This is a genomic window from Rhodococcus sp. WY5, assembly GCF_018588185.1.
GTDB classification, from domain to species: domain Bacteria; phylum Actinomycetota; class Actinomycetes; order Mycobacteriales; family Mycobacteriaceae; genus Rhodococcus_F; species Rhodococcus_F qingshengii.
This window is the reverse complement of record NZ_JAAMPR010000001.1, coordinates 3,343,031-3,362,250: the sequence shown is the minus strand read 5'-3', so window position 1 is coordinate 3,362,250 and position 19,220 is coordinate 3,343,031. Positions and strand designations below refer to the sequence as shown.

Here is a 19,220-nt window from a genome sequence, read left to right as displayed (position 1 = left end):
CTGAGCCGAGAATGTTCAGACCCAACTGGGCCTGGTCCTGAATTTCAGGACCAGGTCCAGTTTTCTACTTCCGGCATGTCTTCGAGGTGCTCGACGATGTAACGCGAGTGCTTTTCGAGTTGTGTGCGGCAGAACTCCGCCAACTCGGACGCCCCGGCCGGCCGACGCTTGGAGCGTCGTAGCGCCTCGATCACCAGGTGGTAGCGGCTCATCTTGTTGAGGACGACCATGTCGAACGGTGTTGTGGTTGTTCCCTGTTCACTGAATCCGCGAACGTGGAAGCGCTCGGGACTCGGACGCCCGTGAATCAGTTCGTGCACGGCACGCGAGTATCCGTGGAATGCGAACACGACGTCGGTCTGCGCGGAGAACAGATCGAGGAAGACCCGCTCCCCGAATCCGTGGGGATGCTCGGTTGGCGTCAGCAAGGCCATCAGATCGACGACGTTGACGACGCGGGTGATCAGTTCGGGTGTGTGATCGCGCAGCAACTGTGCAGCAGCCAGGATCTCCTGCGTCGGCACATCTCCCGCGGCGGCCAGGACCACGTCCGGTTCCTGTCCGCGAGCCTCGGTTCCGGCCCATTCCCAGACCGAAGCGCCCGCCGCGCAGTGCTCGTGCGCTTGCTCGAGCGTGAGGTACTGCAGGTGCGGTTGCTTGTCCACGACTATCAGGTTGACGTGGTCGGTACTACGCAGGCAGTGATCCGAGATCGAGAGCAACGTGTTGGAATCCGGCGGCAGCCACACGCGGATCACACTGGGTGCCAAGGGAATAACGGCGTCGATCATGCCGGGGCCCTGATGACTGAATCCGTTGTGATCGTTGCGCCAGCACGTACTGGTCAGCAGCACGTTGAGCGAAGCAACAGACGCCCGCCACGGCAGGTCGACGGCATGTTGGAGCCACTTGGCGTGCTGGATGAGCATCGACACGCTCACCATCGCAAATGCTTCGTAGCTCGCGAACATCCCGTGTCGGCCCGACAGCAGATAGCCCTCGAGCCATCCCTCGCAGAGGTGCTCGCTGAGGACCTCCATGACACGACCGTCCGCGGACAGCCCGTCGTCGTAGTCGGTGATCGGCAGTTGCCAGCAGCGATCGGTTGTCTCGAATACGGCGCCGAGGCGATTGCTCGACGTCTCGTCCGGACAGAAGAGTCGGAAGATCCCGCCGCTGTCCTCGGTTTCCGTGGCGGCGTAGATGTCGCGCAGAAGCTCGCCGAGCACTCGCGTCGTCTCGTGGAAGGTCGAACCCGGGGATTGGATGGGAAGCGCGTACTTTTCGAGCGGCGGCATCGGGAGATCGACGCGAAGTCGTCCACCGTTCGCGTAGGGAGTGCTCCCCATGCGCTTGTCCCCCGTCGGCGACAGCGCCGCCAGTTCCGCGACGAGTGATCCGTTGGCGTCGAACAACTCGTCCGGACGGTACGACCGCATCCACTCTTCGAGTTGCCGCAGATGTGATTCGTTGCTTCGCACGCCGGACAACGGCACCTGGTGCGCACGATGTGTGCCCTCGACCAAGATTCCGTCGACGGTGTGTGGACCGGTCCATCCTTTCGGCGTCCGCAACACGATTGCCGGCCACGAACCCGTCCACTCCTCTCCGCGGCGTGCGGCACCCTGCATCTCGCGGATCTTCTCGTACGCCTGCGAGATCGCTTGATACAGCTGAGGAAACACCGCGTCGGGGTCGTCACCGGAGACGACGATCGGCGCCCACCCCTGTCCACCAAGATAGGCCTGGATGTCTTCGTCGCTGCTGCGTCCGTAGACCGTCGGCCCGGCGATCTTGGCACCGTTCACGTGCAGGATCGGCAGCACCGCGCCGTCGCGTCGTGGATTCAGGAACGCCGGGAGCTTCCACGAACCGGACAACGGCCCGGTCTCCGCTTCGCCGTCGCCGATCACACAGGCCACCACGAGGTTCGGATGATCGAAGGCAGCGCCGGCCGCATGGGCAAGGGCGTAGCCGAGTTCGCCGCCTTCGTGGATGCTTCCGGGTGTCTGCACACTCACATGGCTGGGCACTCCGCCGGGAGCGGAGAATCGCCGACACATCCGGTGGATGCCCTCGGCGTCGTCCGAGACTTCAGGATAGATCTCCGAGTACGTTCCCTCGAGATACGTCGACGCGACCAGCGCCGGACCGCCGTGCCCGGGACCGGTCACGTACAGCCAGTCTGCGCCGGTGGCGACGATGTGCCGATTGAGGAGCGTGTAGATCATCGACAAGCCGGGGCTGGTCCCCCAGTGCCCGAGCAGTCGGGGCTTGATGTGCTCGGCACGCAACGGTTCCCGCAGAAGCGTGTTGTCCTTCAGATAGATCTGCGCGACGGTCAGGTAGTTGGCCGCTGCCCACCACTTCAGGTCGAGCGCGAGCTGGTCTTCGGAATAGTGGTGATCGGTCATCAACGACTCCCGTACCTCACGAGGGTGCCCGAGCAGTCCGCCCGAGCCTGTGCTCAGAGCCGAGCCTAGGCGTAAAAAGCATCCGAGTCAGTCGGTACAGATGATTCGACGACCATGGTCCCCGGCCGCATCCTCGACTACCTCCCGCGACGACGCCATGCCGAGGCGGGTGCCGGTTTGGTCTTGTCCCCCCGCAATGCGCTACGCTAACGCAGCCCAATCGGCACACCGAGTATTCGGTGCGCCCCCGTAGCTCAGGGGATAGAGCGTTCGCCTCCGGAGCGAAAGGTCGCAGGTTCGAATCCTGCCGGGGGCACCACGAAGACGCAGGTCAGCGATTGATCGTCGACCTCTTCACGGTGCCACACCAAAATATTCAGGGCAATCTACCCGACTACTGTCGATCTCATGCCTCGCATCGATCCTGCTCCCACGTACACGATGCGTCAGCTTGCTGCGTTTGTCGCGGTAGCCGAGACCGGAACGATCAGTGCCGCGGCCGAGCGCCTGCACCTCTCTCCTTCCGCCCTGTCCGCGGCGCTCACCGAACTCGAACGCGCGCTCAAAGTTCAACTGTGCGTTCGCCGTCGCTCATTCGGCATTCAACTGACCCGCACCGGTGAATCCGTTCTGGTGCGCGCCCGGGCGCTACTTCAGCAAGCCGGGGAACTCGAATCCGATGCGCTCGGAACCGGCGGAAGCGTGTCGGGGCCCATCGCGATCGGCTGTTATCCCGCTCTGGGGCCGACGGTGTTGCCGTCGATGATCGCCGGGTTCACCCGTGAGAATCCTGACGCGCAGGTGGAGTTCCGCGAGGACACTCAGAATCGGCTCCAGACACATCTCGAGAACGGCGAGTTGGACCTCGCAATCGCTTACGACCTGGACCTGTCTCCACAATTGCGCACAGTTCCGTTGGCCATCCGCGAACCCTTGATCGTCCTGGGTGCAGAACACCCACTCGCGCGGTCCGAGCGACCGATCCATCTTCCGGACCTCGCGGAACACCCGATGGTTCTCCTCGACGCGCCGCCGAGCACCAAACACGCGCTCGACGTCTGTCGCGCAGGCGGATTCGCCCCGAAGGTTGCCTACAGAACTGCGAACTTCGAGACGGCGCGGGCATTTGTCGGCCGTGGCCTCGGCTGGACGCTGCTACTCCAGCGGCCCAAGATCGACGTCACGTACGAGGGGCTCGAGGTGGTCGTCAAGACCATCGCTTCCCCCGCCGTGCCGTCGGTGCACGTAGTTCTCGCTTGGCACCAGAACACTCGCCTCAGCCGCGTCGCACGCGCTTTCATAGAATTCGTTTCACCCTCAGAAACTGCCCAATAGTCCCGCTACCAGGCAGCGGAGCTGGTTCCACGTATTTTCCGTGCAAGAACCTCCAATTCTTTCGCTTTTCAATTGTTGTGGCGCACGTCATTGTTTCTTCAAGCCACATTCATCTCGAAAGGCACTTCATGACCTCCATCGCCTCACCGACCGCAACGCGCGCCGCCGCGACGGTCAAGGCGCGTAAGGCCGCCCTCGGCAGCTTTGTCGGCACCGCCATCGAGTGGTACGACTTCTTCATCTACGGCACCGCCGCCGCACTCGTGCTCGGCAAGCAGTTCTTCCCCGGCACGTCCGATCTGGCCGGCACCCTCGCCGCCTTCGCCACCCTCGCCGTCGGATTCGTCGCGCGTCCCATCGGCGGAATCGTGATGGGCCACTTCGGCGACCGCATCGGACGCAAATCCATGTTGGTCACCTCGTTGATGCTGATGGGCTGCGCCACCGTTGCCATCGGACTGCTACCCAACTACGCCGCTATCGGCGTCTTTGCCCCCATACTCCTGGTGACCTTGCGATTCGTTCAGGGACTCGGTGTCGGCGGCGAGTGGGGCGGCGCAGTTCTGGTCGCCACCGAAAACGCACCGGAGGGCAGGAAGGGGCTGTACGGCAGCGCACCACAAATCGGTGTTCCCGCAGGCGTACTGGTGGCCAATCTCGTCTATCTCCCCCTCGCCGCCTTCATGGACGACGATTCATTCAACTCCTGGGGATGGCGAATCCCGTTCCTGCTCAGCGCAGTTCTGGTGGGCGTTGCGATGTGGATCCGTCTCGGCCTCGAGGAAAGTGACGAGTTCACCGCGTCGAAATCCGAGGCACCGGCGGAGTCCATGCCGATTCTCGAGGTTCTCACCAGACACTGGAAGACTGTGCTCCTCGCCGGTGGAACCTTCATCGCCACCAACGGAATCGCGTACGCGTACATGGTTTACGTCCTCAAGTACGGCGAGACCGAACTCGGCTTCAGCAAGACCACGATGCTCTTCCTTCTCATCGCATCCTGCCCGTTCTGGATGGCGGGAATGGCTTTCAGCGCTCACAAGTCGGACACTCTCGGACGCCGGACCGTCTACATCCGCAGTTCGATCACCCTGGTAGTGGCGGCAGCGGTGTTCTTTCCGCTGATCGACACAGCGATCGTTCCGGTGATGCTCGTATCGATGATCGCCCTCGGCTTCACGCTCGGCTGCTGCGCCGGCCCACAAGCGGCACTGTTCGCCGAATTGTTTCCCGCACACATCCGCTACAGCGGAGCGTCACTCGGCTACCAGATCGGCGCAATCCTCGGCGGCGGTCTGGCCCCGATGATCGCCACCGCGCTCTACGCCGCCTTCGATACCTCGTTCGCCATCACCGCCTACTTCGTGATCATTGCCGTGATCAGCCTGGTTTCCATCCTGCTGCTCCCGGAACCTCAATTGATCCTGAAAAACACTGCCGCACAGAAAGCCTCGTGATCATGTCGACCTACTTTCATCCGAAGAAGTACGCACCCGAGGACTTCGCCTCCCTGGCGCCTTCGGCCGACGCACTTCCCGTCGTGATCGTCGGAGCCGGCCCCGTCGGCATGGGCGTAGCCATGGGCTTGGCGCAGCGCGGCATTGCCGTCACGATTCTCGAAGCGGCCGATCAGGTCTCGTTCGGCAGTCGCGCGATCTGCGTGTCACGCCACAGCCTCGAAGTTGCCGAACGCCTCGGCTTCGGTGCCGAGCTCGAAGACATCGTTCTGCCGTGGGTGGGTGGTCGGAGTTACTACCGCGATCAGGAAGTACTGCAGTTCCGCATGGCATCCGCCGAGCACGACGCGCGTGGACCCATGGTCAACGTCTCGCAATCCGAGTTCGAGCAGATCATGACCGACAAGCTGCTCGCTCACCCACTGGTGAACTTCCACTGGTCGTCGTCGATCGCCGGCATCTCCGTCGGTGACGACGAGGTGACTCTGACCGTCGACACCGCGTTCGGAACCCGCGAACTGCGCGCGGCGTGGGTCGTTGCCGCCGATGGTGGACGCAGCAAGATGCGCGAACTCAGCGGAATCCGCTTGCAGGGCAACAGCTACGAGGGCAACTACGTCATTGCCGACATTCATTGGGAATCGGAACTCCCGGCCGAGCGTCTGGTGTGGTTCGACGCACCCAGCAACCCGGGGTCCACGATCATCATGCATCGCCAACCACGGGACATCTGGCGCATCGACTACCAGCTCGACGCCTCGGACGATCCGGAAGCGGAGACGCAAGAAGATCGCATCCGTGACCGCATCACGCGTCACCTCGAATGGCTCCAGAGCGACATCCCCTGGACCCTGGAATGGTTCGGCTTCTACCGCGCCCACGCACTCGCTCTGGAAGATTTCACTCACGGCCGTGTGCTTTTTGCCGGCGACGCCGCGCATCTCGTTCCGATCTTCGGTGTTCGCGGCCTGAACTCGGGCATGGAAGACGCCGAGACCTTGGTGTGGCAACTAGCCGCCGTCATCAACGGAGCTGCCGATTCCACCATCCTCGACGCGTATTCGAAGGAACGTCGCAGCGCGTGGCAGCAGAACGTCGACAACGCAGGCAAGTCGACGCTCATCATGTCGCCGGGAAGTCACGGCTACCGGACCACCCGCGATGCCGTACTCGAAATCGCCACCAAGCGAAGCGAATTCGCGCACCTCATCAATCCGCGCCAGTCGAGTGCGACGCACGCCCGGCTCTCCCCGCTGACGTGGCCCACAGCTGCGGGCGCCGAGGGCGTACTACCCGGCGATCCGTTGGAAGACAGGGTCGTCCAGGTCTCGGCGGACGGTTCATCTACCTCCTTGAACAGTCTGCGCGGTACTGGATTCGGCCTGCTGGCTTTCGGACTGTCAGCTGAGCTGGTATCCGAACTCGACACGCAAGCCGAAATCCTTGCTCAGGCCCTTGCACCGGAAACCGTACGCGTGATCACCGTGGGAACTACCGACTCCACGGTTCCCGATGCCGAAGGCAATCTCGCATCTGCCCTCGGCGCACGTGTCGGCGAGATCTTCGTGATTCGGCCCGACGGACTGGCGCTGTGCCGCATCAGCGATCCCACGCAATTGAACGACGTGGCCAAACACCTCACCGCCGGCACTGCGCCGACGCACTTCGATACGGCACAGTCGGCGACAACTGCGGTGGTCGACGACGAGGGCCATCGCGAGCACGTCTGGTTGGCACTGTCGAACGCACTCGATCAGGCTGATCCGTCCGACCGCGAAGCCATGTTGGTGCGCCTTGCCTTGATTCTCGGTTCGCAAGCTACGTCGACGAGCTTCGACCTAGCACTGAAAGACGTAGCACTGAAAGACGCTGCCCTGAAATCTGCCACCCGATAGTTCAGACACAGCAACTCGGCCGCGCAGGATTGTCTCCTACGCGGCCGAGCGCATTCGCGGATGAAGCAAGTATTCAGTTGACCTCGGCCAATTCCTTTTCTTCCTCAGCGCGCCTTTCACGCACGGATCTTCCCCGCTGCGACCTTCCACGTAACAGCGGCGAGACGGTGATCGCCAAGCCCACCAGCGCGACTCCGGTAACCAGGATCAGTCCGGGATGGAACTGCTCGAATCCGGCGGTACCGGCGCCGGACGCGGTGTGCGATCCAGCGGTCACGAGGGCAGTGGTCAGAGCGAGCACGAGCGCCGCACCGACCTGAGCGGAGGTGTTCACCAGCCCGGACGCCAAACCCTGCTCCGAGTCGTCGACACCCGAGGTGGCCTGGGCCATGATCGAGGTGTACCCCAGCGCGAATCCGAGTCCGAGCAGGATGACGCTCGGCAGAATCGCCACGACGTACGACGGTGAATCGCTGCCCGCGAAGAGGAACCAGAGGTACCCGACGCTGAGCGAGGTCAGTGCCGCGATGATGAGCTTGGCACTGCCGTACAGGTCGACCAGCCGTCCGACGAACGGCGATCCGAATGCGACGATGATGCCCGCGGGCAGCAGTGCCATCGCCATCTTCAGGGGCGACCAGCCGAGGGCCGATTGCAGGAAGATCGTCATCATGAACTGGAAGCTCAGGTAGGAACCGAAGAGCGCGATGATGGCCAGATTTGCACGAACGATGGTGCCGACGCGCAGAAGCCCAAGTCGCACAAGCGGATGCGCCACCTTCTTCTCCACGAAGAAGAACGTCGCCAGAAGCACGGCTGCGACAGCGAACGAACCCAGCGTCATCGGGTGTGCCCATCCACGGGTCGGAGCCGAAACCATCGTGTACACCGTGAGAAGCATTCCCGTCACCAGGGTGACGGCGCCGACGAGGTCGTGTCCCCCGGTATCTGCGGGACGGTCCCGCGGAATGAGGAAGTACCCACCGATCAGCGCGATGACGGCAAACGGAACCGGCATCAGGAACGTGAATCGCCAACCGGCACTGGTCAACAGCCCACCGAGGATCAGACCGGACGAGTAACCACTGGCGCCGAACACGGAGAACACCGACAGCGCACGGTTACGGGCCGGACCTTCCTTGAACGTCGTGGTGAGAATGGACATTGCGGTCGGAGCGGTGAAGGCCGCAGCCAATCCCTTCACGAATCGTGATGCGATCAGCAGTGTTCCGTTGTCGACAAGGCCACCGACCAGCGAGGCGATTGCGAACACGGTCAGTGCGATCAGGAAGACCTTCCTGCGCCCGAGAAGATCGGCGGTACGTCCACCGAGTAGCAACAGGCCGCCGAATCCGAGGACGTAGCCGTTGATGATCCACTGCAGCGAGGTAGTGGACAGGCCCAGTTCATTGCCGATGGACGGAAGCGCGACGCCCACCATCGACACATCGAGACCGTCGAGGAACAACACGAGGCAGAGCACCGCGAGGATGCCCCACAGCTTGAGGGACCAGCCCTCCCCTGTGGCCGGATCCGAGGATTCCGTAGAAACCGGGGCTTCCGGCGAATCGAATGGTTTGAGTGTCGAGTCTGTGCAAGTCACGTCAGCGAGAATAGATGCACATGCACATAATGCACAAGCATTTAATGCAATTGCACGTAATCGAGTCTTCAACTAGAATGCGGTCGTGACGTCGGAATCCGAATTGCGCAACACCTGGCGCTCGCTGTCGACCAGCTACAACGACATCGCGTGCGAACTCGATCGCCAGATGCAGTCGGCGCATGGGCTGAGCATGAGCGACTTCGAGGCTCTCGACCGACTCATGGACGCCACGTGCGAACGTCCACGCATGCAGGAGCTTGCCTCGGAGATGTACCTGAGTCCCAGCGCGCTCTCCCGTAGCGTGGCCCGACTCGAGAAGGCCGGACTGGTTCAGCGAGCACTGTGCGAGGCCGACCGGCGCGGAGTCTTCGTCGACGTCACCGACAAAGGACGTCAGGTACACGCGGACGCCAGCAAAATCCAACTGGCCGTACTGGATTCACGCCTGCGCGAGCAGTAGCCACACGTCAGCGGAGCACGACACAGCGCCCGGCCACCGGGCGAGGGCCGTTCCGGACTAGACTGAGCACATACCGACGCGCCTTTCTGTTGCCGTCGGCGATCGACAGCAGCGCAGCCAGCACGCTTTCACGCGGTCCTGGCCGAGGCAATCTGCCAGCGTTCCTGCGCCTTCTGCTAGTCCCTCAGGCTCCTGCCTGACATCTCTACCTGCTCCTATCGAGAGATACACAATTGAACAACGCACGCACCCTTGGAGTCATCGGACAGTCGAGCAAACCGGCAGAACGCCGGTTGCCGATCCATCCTGCGCATTTCGATCGCATCGATGCCGAACTACGTTCTCGGATCTACCTCGAAGAAGGCTACGGCCACCCCTTCGGCTACTCCGACGACTACCTCTCGCGCCTCGTTGCCGGAATCCGCACGCGCAAGCAGATTTTGGCGGAAACCGATGTGGTTCTGCTACCGAAGCCGTTGGTGCGTGACCTCGCCGAACTACGGTCAGGTCAGGTTCTCTGGGGCTGGCCGCACTGTGTCCAGGACACCGAACTGACACAGATCGCGATCGACAAGAAACTGACTCTCATCGCCTTCGAGGCCATGAACTTCTGGCACAGCGACGGATCGTTCAATCTGCATGTGTTCCACAAGAACAACGAGCTCGCCGGTTATTGCTCGGTACTGCACGCCCTGCAGTTGATCGGTTCCACCGGTGACTACGGCCGGCGTCTCACCGCTGCCGTGATCGGTTTCGGAGCCACTGCACGCGGCGCGGTCACAGCACTCAAGGCGCACGGTATCCACGAAGTGGACGTCCTCACCCAGCGTGGAGTCACCGCGGTCAGCTCCCCCATCCACTCGGCGCGCATGGTCTCGTTCGACAACAACAACGGTGACGTCCGTGGCAGCCACGTCATGCTCGACAACCACAGCGTGCCGGTGCCCGGTTTCTTGGCCGAGCACGACATCGTCGTCAACTGCGTACTGCAGAACACGGACGCCCCACTGACGTTCCTGACCGAGGAAGATCTCATGGACTTCCAACCGGGAAGCCTCATCGTCGACGTCTCGTGCGACGAAGGCATGGGGTTCAGCTGGGCTCGTCCCACCTCGTTCGCGGATCCGACCTTCATCGTCGGCGACAACATCACTTACTACGGCGTCGATCACAGCCCGTCGTACCTGTGGAACTCCGCGTCGTGGGAGATCAGCGAATCACTTCTTCCCTACCTGCCCACTGTGATGGCAGGAGAGACGGCCTGGAAGGCAGACGAGACCGTCGATCGGGCCATCGAAATCCGGGACGGCGTCATCGTGAATCCCGCCATCACACGTTTCCAGCACCGCTCGTCGGACTACCCGCACGCTGTCATCGCGGAGTAGGCGCCCCGATCAGGCCTGGCCGGCTGCCGCATTGATCGGCGCCATGTCGAAATAGTCGCGCCAGGCTTTGATCTTTCCGTCCTCGACTTCGAACACCCCCATGACCGGGAGCGCTACCTCGGCGCCGTTGATGGTGAAAACGTCGACGCGCTCGTTCATGACGGTGTTGCCGTCCGCGACCTGACGCTTGATCTGAAAGTCGATGTTGCCGAAGGCACCGACAAACTGCTCGATGAACGCCCGGACGGCCTCGCGACCGACCACGGGCTCCATCGGGATGTTGTGATAAACGACGTCATCGGTGAAGTAGTCGACGATCTTTGCAACATCGGCGTCTGCCCACAGCGCACAGAAATCGGTGATCAGTTTGTCCGATGTCATTGTGTTCCAGCCTCTTTCGAATCGTCTTCGTGGGGTTCGATGATTGCCAGGATGCTTTCGATCTCGCCTGCCGGTATCCCGAAGTACTCGGTGACGAAAACTGTGACGGCCGGTGCCTGGCCAGGTGTTCCGAGGTCGAGCAGATACCGGGCTACGACGCTCTCGCCCCACTCACGCAGCGCGAGTTCACGTATCGCCACGATTCCGCGATATTGCTGGCCTTGTTCGAGCTCGTTGCTGATGAAGGCTCCGCTGTCACCGGTTCGCTGACCGTTCTCGACCCGCCAGGCGTCGGCGGCGAAGCGGACCTTCGTTGCGTCATGAGTGAGCAATGCGTTCACGTATTCACGCGCCATGGCGACGCGTCCGCTTACCGCAGACTCCGTGGAGTGCTTGGCAATTGCGCCCAGGATCGACTCCGACAACTCCGGTCGGCAGATCACGAGATCCGGCAGGTACGGATGCGATTCGTTGTAGAGCAGCGGCGAACCGTCGATGCGGCTGCAATGCAGTCCCGCCGCCTGTGCGACGCCGACGGGTGCAGCCGAATCCCATTCCCACTGCCCACCGGCGTGCAGGTACGCGTCGACCTCGCCGCGCACCACCGCCATCGCCTTGGCGCCGGCCGATCCCATGTGCACCACGTCGGCGCCGAGTTCGGCTGCCACCGCTTCGGTGAATGCGGGTGGTCGCGATCCGCTGACTACTACGCGGAGCGGCGAGTTGGCGGCAACCGAAGCTGCCTCGTCGCCACTGGAGTACACCGCTCCGAGCGCCGGCTGAGCAACCGCGGCTGCGGTAATTCCGCTACCGCGCTCCCAAAGCGCCACGTGCACTGCCCAATCCGCATGATTCGGCAAGCCGTATTCCTTGGAGCCGTCCAGCGGATCGATGATCCAGACCCGAGCTGCATCCAGACGACTGCGATCGTCGGCAGATTCCTCAGAGAGCACGGCATCGCCCGGCCGCTCGGCAGCCAACCGGTCGAGGATGTAGGAATCGGCGGCCTTGTCGCCCCGGCGACCCAGTTCACGACCGTCGTCGACACCCAGACCCTCGGCTCGGATCCCCAGGAGGATCGCACCGGCGGCCTGCGCCAATTCCGCCGCGAGTGCCTCGTCGGCGATTCTGCTGTGTGTGGATTCGCTCACCGGTCCAACACTTCCATAATTCGCAGCGCAAGTTCGGTAGGCGTTCCGTCTTCGGGTCTGATCACCAGCTCGGGACTTGTCGGAGCTTCGTAGGGATCGTCGACTCCGGTGAATCCCGTGATTTCCCCGGCCCTGGCCTTGGCGTACATGCCCTTGGGGTCTCGGGCTTCACATTGCTCGATCGGGGTGTCGACGTAGACCTCGACGAACTTCAGCCCGGCGGCCTCGTGCGCCGCCCGCACTCGATCACGATCTGCGCGGTACGGGCTGATCAGGCAGGCCACTGCCACTGCACCTGAATCAGCGAACAACTGCGCCACCGAGCCGACTCGGCGGACGTTCTCGGCGCGGTCATCGGCACTGAATCCCAGATCCGCGTTCAATCCGTGCCGGAGGTTGTCGCCGTCGAGGCGGTACGCCGGGATACCCGCGGCCACCAACCGCCGCTCGAGTTCCACCGCGATCGTCGACTTACCCGAGGCCGAGAGACCGGTGAGCCAGACGGTGGCGCCGGCAGTCGCACGTTCCTCGCGAGAAACCTCCGAACTGTGCCAGACGACGCGCGATTCCTTGAGTGTCGGACCATTGATCATTCCGGCGGCGACGGTATTGCCCGTGGTCTCGTCCACGAGAATGAAGCTGCCCGTCACGCGGTTGCGGCGGTAGGGATCGAACATCAACGGCTGCTGCGTCTTGATCGAGATGCGGCCGATCTCGTTGAGGGACAGAGATTCTGCCTTCTCGTCGCGGTGCAGAGAATTGACGTCCAGCCGGTAGTCGAGCTTGACGATCTGCGCTTTCGTGGAGCGCGTGGTGTGCAGCAACGAGTAGCGATTGTTCTCCGACAGAGTTGTCTGTTCGGTCAACCAACAGACCATCGCATCGATTTCCTGCCCGACCTGCGGCCGGTTGTTGAGCCGACACAATTGGTCCCCGCGGCTGACGTCGAGGTCGTCGGTCAGCTCGATGCATACGGCCGAGGGCGCAAACGCTTCGTCGATCACGTCACCACCCGGCCCGTGGACTGCCTTCACCGTCGAGGTGAATCCTGAAGGCAAAGCCACGATTTCGTCGCCGGGCTTGAAGACGCCACTGGCCACCGTTCCGGCGTATCCACGGAAATCGTGGAGGTCGGCGTCGGTCTGCTTCTGCGGACGGATCACGTACTGCACCGGGAAACGCGCGTCGATCAAATTGCGATCCGACGCGATGTGCACCTGCTCGAGATGGTGCAGCAGAGAAGGCCCGTCGTACCAGGACATGTTCTCGGTCCGGGCAACGATGTTGTCCCCCAACAGCGCCGAGACCGGAATGAACGTCAGGTCGTGGACGTCCAACTTGATCGCGAACTGTCGGAATTCTTCCTTGATCTCCTCGAACCGTTCCTGAGACCAGCCCACGAGGTCCATTTTGTTCACACACAGCACGAGGTGCGGTATCCCCAGGAGAGTGGACAAGAAGGCGTGCCGCCGCGTCTGTTCGAGCACCCCTTTGCGAGCATCCACCAGGATCAGGGCAAGATCGGCCGTCGACGCGCCGGTCACCATGTTACGGGTGTACTGCTCGTGCCCGGGAGTGTCCGCAATGATGAACTTCCGATGAGGGGTCGCGAAATACCGGTGGGCCACGTCGATCGTGATGCCCTGTTCACGCTCGGCGCGCAATCCGTCGGTCAGTAGCGCGAGGTTGGCGTACTCGTCGCCGCGTTCTCGACTGCTCCGTTCCACGGCCTCGAGTTGGTCCTCGAAGATCGACTTGGAGTCGTAGAGCAACCGGCCGATGAGTGTCGATTTTCCGTCGTCGACACTGCCCGCTGTAGCGACTCTCAGCAGTTGCGGCATCAGAAGTACCCCTCTTTCTTACGATCTTCCATGCCAGCTTCGGAAATCCGGTCATCAGCCCTGGTTGCGCCACGCTCCGTGATACGGCTCGCCGCAACTTCTTCCACGACAGCGCCCGGTGTTTCGGCCGACGATTCGACACATCCGGTACACGTTGCGTCGCCGACCGTACGGAAGCGCACCAACGCCTCGTAGGACTCTTCGCCGGCGCGAAGCTCGAGGAAACGGGTGCGTGCCAACAACATTCCGTCGCGTGGAACCACCTCGCGACGATGGGCGTAGTAGATGCCGGGGAGGTCGATCTGCTCGCTCTCGATGTACTGCCAGATGTCGAGCTCTGTCCAGTTGGAGAGCGGGAAGATCCGAATATGTTCGCCCTTACGGTGTTTGCCGTTGTACAGGTTCCACAGTTCAGGTCGCTGCACCTTCGGATCCCACTGCCCGAATTCGTCCCGGAAGCTGAACACCCTCTCTTTGGCGCGCGCCTTCTCCTCGTCTCGGCGAGCACCACCGAATACGGCGTCGAACTTGTTGTCGCGAATTCCGCGCAGCAACGCGTGCGTCTGCAGGCGATTGCGACTGGAACCGACTCCGGTGTCCTCGATGACGCGTCCGGCGTCGATGTCGTCCTGCACGCTGGAGACGACAAGACGCAGGTTGAAGCGATCGACCGTCTGGTCGCGGAATTCGATCACCTCGTCGAAATTGTGACCGGTGTCGACGTGCATCACAGCGAACGGCAGTGGGGCAGGCCAGAATGCCTTGGCCGCTACGTGCAGCATCACGACGGAATCCTTACCTCCGGAGAACAGGAGGACCGGCTTTTCGAAAGTCGCTGCGACTTCGCGGAATATATGGACCGCCTCCGCTTCGAGTGCTCGCAGATGCGACAACTCGTAGGCGGGCGGGGTCTGGAGTGTTGCCATGTCTTTCGCTCCTGAGCATCACGTACTCCGTGCGGAACACCATTTCCGCATCGGTACATTTATGTACCGGACTGGTTCTAAATTGAACGCAATCACAGAATAGAACTCGTTCTACCCAAAGGTCAATGACCGGCAATCAGACGTCACAGACCGCGAACCGGACTCCTGCCACCAACTTCCGCCGTCACCGCATCCGCCGCCGCAACCAGCACCGCGGCGCGGCGCTCGATCTCGGCGCCCGTGATCGCCCCACCCACATACAGAGTGAGCACAAGGGCCTGATGCCCCTCGGCGTCATAGGTCGGGGCGGCAATGAGACTCACCGGATGCTCGTCGTCAGAGCTGATGTCGCGTCCGAGATACACCCTCTCGCCCAGGCTCGACACCATCTCACCGAGCAGTTCACGCACCTCCGGCGGAAGATCGTGCGTCGCAACGCCCGCCATCAGCGTGTGCAGTCGCTGCCCGACGGGATCCAGACTCTCGACCAGATACCCCGCAGCGCGACACTCGCGGACCACGTTCCACAGACGCTCGCGATCCAAGCGCACCGGCAGGCTCGGCTCTTTGCTCAGCCAACTGTCCATGTCGTGATCCGAACCCCAGAGGACGTACATCAGTCCGACCGGTGGAGCGAACGGGTACACCTGACCGACCTTGGCGGCGCGACGCGCGCCGATCGGTCCGGTCACTTCGAGAACGCTGATCTGATCACCGATCACACCGGACGCCGTGCACGTCGTCCCGAACTCCGTGCTCACTTTCTCCAGATGGGTGCGGGCAATGGGTCCGACGGCAAATCCCCGCTGAGCTGCACGTCCGGCTGCGATCAAGGCCGGACCGAGCCCATAGGTCTTCGACACCTCGTCCCGAGTCAGGTATCCACGATCAGCCAGCGCCGTGAGGATTCCCAAGCAGGTGGGCTTGCTGATCTCGAGCGCGCGGGCCAGTTCCGACAGCCCGAACCGCTGATCAGGGCGACCGACGAGGTAGTCGAGCACCTGAACCACCCGTTCGGTGGGAGGCGATTGTCTCCCCCTCGGGCGTCCCTCTTCAGGCGTCTTCTCCGGTCCACCCATTGACCACTCCCTAGAACGCGTTCTATTGTCGAAATACCCAACATCTACCAAATAGGTACATATTTGTACCACGACGCTCTGGACCGGCGACATAGTCGGAACTGTGAGGAGCCAGCGTGCTGACGGACCCGTTTGCCGAGGCGATCGCCGAAGCCGAGAAATTGATCGAGACTGCGCCGCACATCAGATCCGAACAGGATCTACTGGAGGGATACCAATATCTGGCCGGCGGAATCATTGCGACGACGCATGCCGCCTGGGCCGGCGAAAAGACCCATCCGAGTTTCATCCAGGGCACCGGACCATTCACCAAGATGGGCCTCGACAACCCCGACACTCTGTACTTCGGCGCCCGTATCAACGACGACAAGGAATACAAGGTCACCGGAAAGCGCGGCACCACAGCCGATCTCAGCTTCCAGGTGTTGAGTGGGAACTACACCAACTCGAACGTTCCCGGCAGCGAAATCGCCTTCGACGACCGCGAGCTGGAGATAGACGACGACGGTAACTTCGTCGCTTGGTTCGGCCCCGGCCCTGCCGACGGCCGAGCCAACTACTACACCCTGGCGCCCGGATCCTCGCAGCTGGTCGTTCGCGAGGTCTACAGCGACTGGAGTCAGCAGCGCGGTGTGATCCGCATCGAGCGCACCGATTCGATCGGGATCGCGCCGCCACCTCTCACCGCCGAAGAGACCGAGAAGCGTTACGCCCGGGCTGGGAAGGCACTGGTCACGCGGGTCAAGACGTGGCTCCAGTTCCCGGAGTGGTTCTACCTCAAGCTCACGGTCAACACCATGACCGAACCACGCCTGACACCGGGCGGGCTGGCAACGCAGTACTCGTCGGTGGGACATTACGAACTCACCGACGAGCAGGCGATGATCATCACCGTTCCCGCCTCCGACGCACCGTATCTCGGCTTCCAACTGGGGAGCCTCTGGTACATCTCACTGGACTACGTCAATCATCAGACCTCCCTCAACAACGGCCAGGCACAGGTCGATCCGGACGGGATGGTTCGAATGGTGGTCAGCGAGAAGAACCCCGGTGTCACCAACTGGATCGAAACCGTCGGACATCCGCGCGGCATTCTGCAGTTCCGTTGGCAGCGCGTGTCCCGCGAGCTGACGCCGCAGGACGGTCCCACCGTCGAAATCGTCGCCGTCGCAGATATTGCGAAGCACCTGCCGCATTTCGACACCAACGCCATCACCGCCGAGGACTGGGCAGCACGCATTGCCCAGCGCCAGGCCGCCATCGACAACCGAATGCTGGGGTAATCATGACCGCCTTGCTCGAAGACCGTGTAGTAGTCATCTCCGGAGTCGGCCCGGCACTCGGCCGCGCTCTGGCCCTTCGATGTGCGTCGGCCGGCGCGAGTCTTGTTCTCGCAGCACGTACGCAATCGCGACTCGACGACGTTGCGAAGGAAATAGTCGATGCCGGTGGGCGCGCCGTCACCGTTGCCACCGACATCACCGACCAGGCTTCCGCCGAGAATCTGGTGGCCGAGTCCATTGCCGCCTACGGCAAAGTGGACACTCTGATCAACAATGCATTCTCGATTCCGTCGATGAAACCGTTGGCTCGCACCGATTACCAGCACATCCGCGACAGCATCGAACTGACCGTACTGGGTGCGTTGCGCCTGACTCAGCTGTTCACGCCGGCACTTGGCGAGTCGGACGGCTCCGTGGTGAATATCAATTCGATGGTGTTGCGGCATTCGCAAGAGCGTTACGGCAGCTACAAGATGGCGAAGTCGGCCCTGCTCGCCATGTCGCAGTCCCTGGCCACCGAACTCGGCCCGCAGGGAATTCGTGTCAATTCGATTGCACCCGGCTATATCTGGGGAGACACCCTCAAGGGATACTTCGCGCACCAGGCGGAGAAGTTCGGCATGACTGTCGAGCAGATCTACGAGCACACTGCGTCGAACACCGACCTCAAGCGCCTGCCGACGACGGATGAAGTATCCGATGCGGCGATCTTCCTGGCGTCTCCGATGGCCAGCGCGATCACCGGCCAATGCATCGACGTCAACTGCGGCGAATTCCATCACTAGGAGCACCATGACTGAACGCACTCACGTCGGCACCGTCGAGGATCTCCATGCCTCGGCGACGCGGATGACCGGCCTGACGGACTTCGGCGTCGACGATTACACCGAAGCTCTGTCGGTCCTGCTCGAGTCTTACGACCGTGACGAGGATCTGACGCCCTTCGGCAGCAAGATCTCTCGGGTATTCCTTCGCGGCGCCCTGGTGGCCCGTCTGCTCAGCGAATCGGCGTGGAAGGAGCATCCGGAGCACGCCGACGTCAAGATCGAGCGGCCGATCTTCGTCACCGGATTGCCACGGACGGGCACCACTGCCTTGCACCGCCTCCTCACGGTCGACCCGGCTCACCAGGGCCTCGAGATGTGGCTGACCGAGTTCCCTCAGCCTCGCCCGCCTCGCGATACGTGGGAATCGAACCAGGTCTTCGCCAAGATCGAGGAGACATTCGGTCAACACCACGTCGAGCATCCCGAATTCATGGGCGTGCACTACATGTCGGCCAGCGAAGTCGAAGAATGTTGGCAACTCTTGCGTCAGACGTTCAAGTCCGTGTCGTACGAGTGTCTGGCGAATCTACCCACGTACTCCGCATGGCTGAAGGACCAGGAGTGGTCGAACGCCTATGCACGACACAAGAAGAACCTGCAGCTGATCGGTCTGCCCGATCAGGATCGACGGTGGGTCCTCAAGAACCCGAGCCACCTGTTCGCGCTCGACGAATTGATGGAGGCGTACCCCGACGCGCTTGTCATTCAGACTCACCGCTCCCCTACGACGATCATTCCGTCGGTGTGCAGCCTGGCCGCCCAGGCGACAGAGGGTTGGTCGAACACGTTCACCGACAAGGTGATCGGCGAAAGTCAGCTCGAATTGTGGGCCAGGGGGCTCGAGCAGTTCGACAGTGCACGCGCACACCACAATCCCGCGCAGTTCATCGACGTCGACTATCAGGACTTCGTCACCGATCCGCTGGGAACCGTCGAGAACATCTACACGCACTTCGACATCCCGTTGACAGCTGCCGCGCAGCAGTCGATGGAGGCCATGCACGAGGAAAGCCGCTCGGGTGCTCGCAAACCTTCGCACAAGTACACGCTCGAGGAGTTCGGTCTGACGAAGGAGCAGGTGGAAGAGCGATTCGGAGCTCGCTGACCACGGTTGGTCGACGACCTTGCTGACGACCTTGCTGACGACTGAAGCCCCGCCGATCGGCGGGGCTTCAGTGAT

General features: G+C 62.2%; 15 protein-coding genes and 1 tRNA gene. 9 read left to right on the top strand and 7 right to left on the bottom strand.

The annotated features are described in order from the left end of the window. Positions 1 to 44: 44 nt before the first annotated feature. Positions 45 to 2,414 carry a phosphoketolase gene (locus tag G4D79_RS15745; protein WP_099698501.1) on the bottom strand — a complete coding sequence of 790 codons (2,370 nt, stop codon included), beginning with the start codon at positions 2,412 to 2,414 and terminating at the stop codon, positions 45 to 47. Positions 2,415 to 2,657: 243 nt separating this feature from the next. Between G4D79_RS15745 and G4D79_RS15740 the strand changes: the two genes are divergently transcribed. From G4D79_RS15740 to G4D79_RS15725, 4 genes are all read left to right on the top strand, one after another. Beyond that, positions 2,658 to 2,733: transfer RNA gene (locus G4D79_RS15740), tRNA-Arg, on the top strand. 89 nt (positions 2,734 to 2,822) lie between these two features. Further along, positions 2,823 to 3,749, top strand: coding sequence for a LysR substrate-binding domain-containing protein (locus G4D79_RS15735; RefSeq protein ID WP_064689462.1), 927 nt, complete (start codon positions 2,823 to 2,825; stop codon positions 3,747 to 3,749). A gap of 128 nt (positions 3,750 to 3,877) precedes the next feature. Next, complete coding sequence (locus G4D79_RS15730) at positions 3,878 to 5,206, top strand: MFS transporter (protein ID WP_099698500.1); 1,329 nt, start codon at positions 3,878 to 3,880, stop codon at positions 5,204 to 5,206. Between the two features lie 2 nt (positions 5,207 to 5,208). Beyond that, a complete protein-coding gene (locus G4D79_RS15725) occupies positions 5,209 to 7,101 on the top strand; it encodes an FAD-dependent monooxygenase (RefSeq protein ID WP_099698506.1) in 1,893 nt (630 codons plus the stop codon). A 73-nt stretch (positions 7,102 to 7,174) separates the two neighbouring features. On the opposite strand, the gene G4D79_RS15720 is transcribed toward G4D79_RS15725, so the two are convergent. Beyond that, entirely contained in the window at positions 7,175 to 8,704 is a 1,530-nt protein-coding gene (locus G4D79_RS15720; protein ID WP_065456552.1) for an MFS transporter, read from the bottom strand. An 85-nt stretch (positions 8,705 to 8,789) separates the two neighbouring features. On the opposite strand from G4D79_RS15720, the gene G4D79_RS15715 reads away from it, so the two are divergent. Together G4D79_RS15715 and G4D79_RS15710 are read left to right on the top strand one after the other, a co-directional pair. After that, positions 8,790 to 9,167: a MarR family winged helix-turn-helix transcriptional regulator gene (locus G4D79_RS15715; protein WP_003941367.1), complete on the top strand. Its 378-nt coding sequence runs from the start codon at positions 8,790 to 8,792 to the stop codon at positions 9,165 to 9,167. Between the two features lie 233 nt (positions 9,168 to 9,400). Continuing rightward, complete coding sequence (locus G4D79_RS15710; protein ID WP_007726175.1) at positions 9,401 to 10,552, top strand: N(5)-(carboxyethyl)ornithine synthase; 1,152 nt, start codon at positions 9,401 to 9,403, stop codon at positions 10,550 to 10,552. Positions 10,553 to 10,561: 9 nt separating this feature from the next. On the opposite strand, the gene G4D79_RS15705 is transcribed toward G4D79_RS15710, so the two are convergent. The 5 genes from G4D79_RS15705 to G4D79_RS15685 form a co-directional block, all read right to left on the bottom strand. Next, a complete protein-coding gene (locus tag G4D79_RS15705; RefSeq protein WP_007726173.1) occupies positions 10,562 to 10,933 on the bottom strand; it encodes a limonene-1,2-epoxide hydrolase family protein in 372 nt (123 codons plus the stop codon). After that, positions 10,930 to 12,084: a 3'(2'),5'-bisphosphate nucleotidase CysQ gene (locus tag G4D79_RS15700; protein ID WP_047270166.1), complete on the bottom strand. Its 1,155-nt coding sequence runs from the start codon at positions 12,082 to 12,084 to the stop codon at positions 10,930 to 10,932. Before G4D79_RS15700 ends, G4D79_RS15705 begins: the two co-directional genes overlap by 4 nt. Next, positions 12,081 to 13,925 carry an adenylyl-sulfate kinase gene (gene cysC, locus G4D79_RS15695; RefSeq protein WP_042923180.1) on the bottom strand — a complete coding sequence of 615 codons (1,845 nt, stop codon included), beginning with the start codon at positions 13,923 to 13,925 and terminating at the stop codon, positions 12,081 to 12,083. The genes G4D79_RS15700 and cysC overlap by 4 nt, the downstream gene beginning before the upstream one ends. Further along, complete coding sequence (gene cysD / locus G4D79_RS15690; RefSeq protein WP_003941285.1) at positions 13,925 to 14,851, bottom strand: sulfate adenylyltransferase subunit CysD; 927 nt, start codon at positions 14,849 to 14,851, stop codon at positions 13,925 to 13,927. The genes cysC and cysD overlap by 1 nt, the downstream gene beginning before the upstream one ends. Positions 14,852 to 14,994: 143 nt before the next feature. Further along, complete coding sequence (locus G4D79_RS15685; protein WP_047270168.1) at positions 14,995 to 15,930, bottom strand: helix-turn-helix domain-containing protein; 936 nt, start codon at positions 15,928 to 15,930, stop codon at positions 14,995 to 14,997. Between the two features lie 116 nt (positions 15,931 to 16,046). Between G4D79_RS15685 and G4D79_RS15680 the strand changes: the two genes are divergently transcribed. From G4D79_RS15680 to G4D79_RS15670, 3 genes are read left to right on the top strand one after another with little or no spacing between them, the layout of a single operon-like run. Next, positions 16,047 to 17,213 (top strand): hypothetical protein, encoded by a 1,167-nt coding sequence (locus tag G4D79_RS15680; protein ID WP_064075259.1) that lies wholly within the window; start codon positions 16,047 to 16,049, stop codon positions 17,211 to 17,213. Between the two features lie 2 nt (positions 17,214 to 17,215). Continuing rightward, the gene (locus G4D79_RS15675) at positions 17,216 to 17,998 is read left to right on the top strand and encodes an SDR family oxidoreductase (protein ID WP_054801046.1); all 783 of its coding nucleotides are present in this window, start codon (positions 17,216 to 17,218) and stop codon (positions 17,996 to 17,998) included. A 7-nt stretch (positions 17,999 to 18,005) separates the two neighbouring features. After that, positions 18,006 to 19,145, top strand: a complete 1,140-nt coding sequence (locus G4D79_RS15670) for a sulfotransferase (RefSeq protein ID WP_099698499.1) — start codon at positions 18,006 to 18,008, stop codon at positions 19,143 to 19,145. Positions 19,146 to 19,220 lie beyond the last annotated feature (75 nt).

Bases quoted from the DNA above. Each gene is read 5' to 3' on its own strand.
- G4D79_RS15745 (WP_099698501.1), bottom strand. From the start codon at position 2,414: ATGACCGATCACCACTATTCCGAAGACCAGCTCGCGCTCGACCTGAAG.
- G4D79_RS15735 (WP_064689462.1), top strand. From the start codon at position 2,823: ATGCCTCGCATCGATCCTGCTCCCACGTACACGATGCGTCAGCTTGCT.
- G4D79_RS15730 (WP_099698500.1), top strand. From the start codon at position 3,878: ATGACCTCCATCGCCTCACCGACCGCAACGCGCGCCGCCGCGACGGTC.
- G4D79_RS15725 (WP_099698506.1), top strand. From the start codon at position 5,209: ATGTCGACCTACTTTCATCCGAAGAAGTACGCACCCGAGGACTTCGCC.
- G4D79_RS15705 (WP_007726173.1), bottom strand. From the start codon at position 10,933: ATGACATCGGACAAACTGATCACCGATTTCTGTGCGCTGTGGGCAGAC.
- cysC (WP_042923180.1), bottom strand. From the start codon at position 13,925: ATGCCGCAACTGCTGAGAGTCGCTACAGCGGGCAGTGTCGACGACGGA.
- cysD (WP_003941285.1), bottom strand. From the start codon at position 14,851: ATGGCAACACTCCAGACCCCGCCCGCCTACGAGTTGTCGCATCTGCGA.
- G4D79_RS15685 (WP_047270168.1), bottom strand. From the start codon at position 15,930: ATGGGTGGACCGGAGAAGACGCCTGAAGAGGGACGCCCGAGGGGGAGA.
- G4D79_RS15675 (WP_054801046.1), top strand. From the start codon at position 17,216: ATGACCGCCTTGCTCGAAGACCGTGTAGTAGTCATCTCCGGAGTCGGC.
- G4D79_RS15670 (WP_099698499.1), top strand. From the start codon at position 18,006: ATGACTGAACGCACTCACGTCGGCACCGTCGAGGATCTCCATGCCTCG.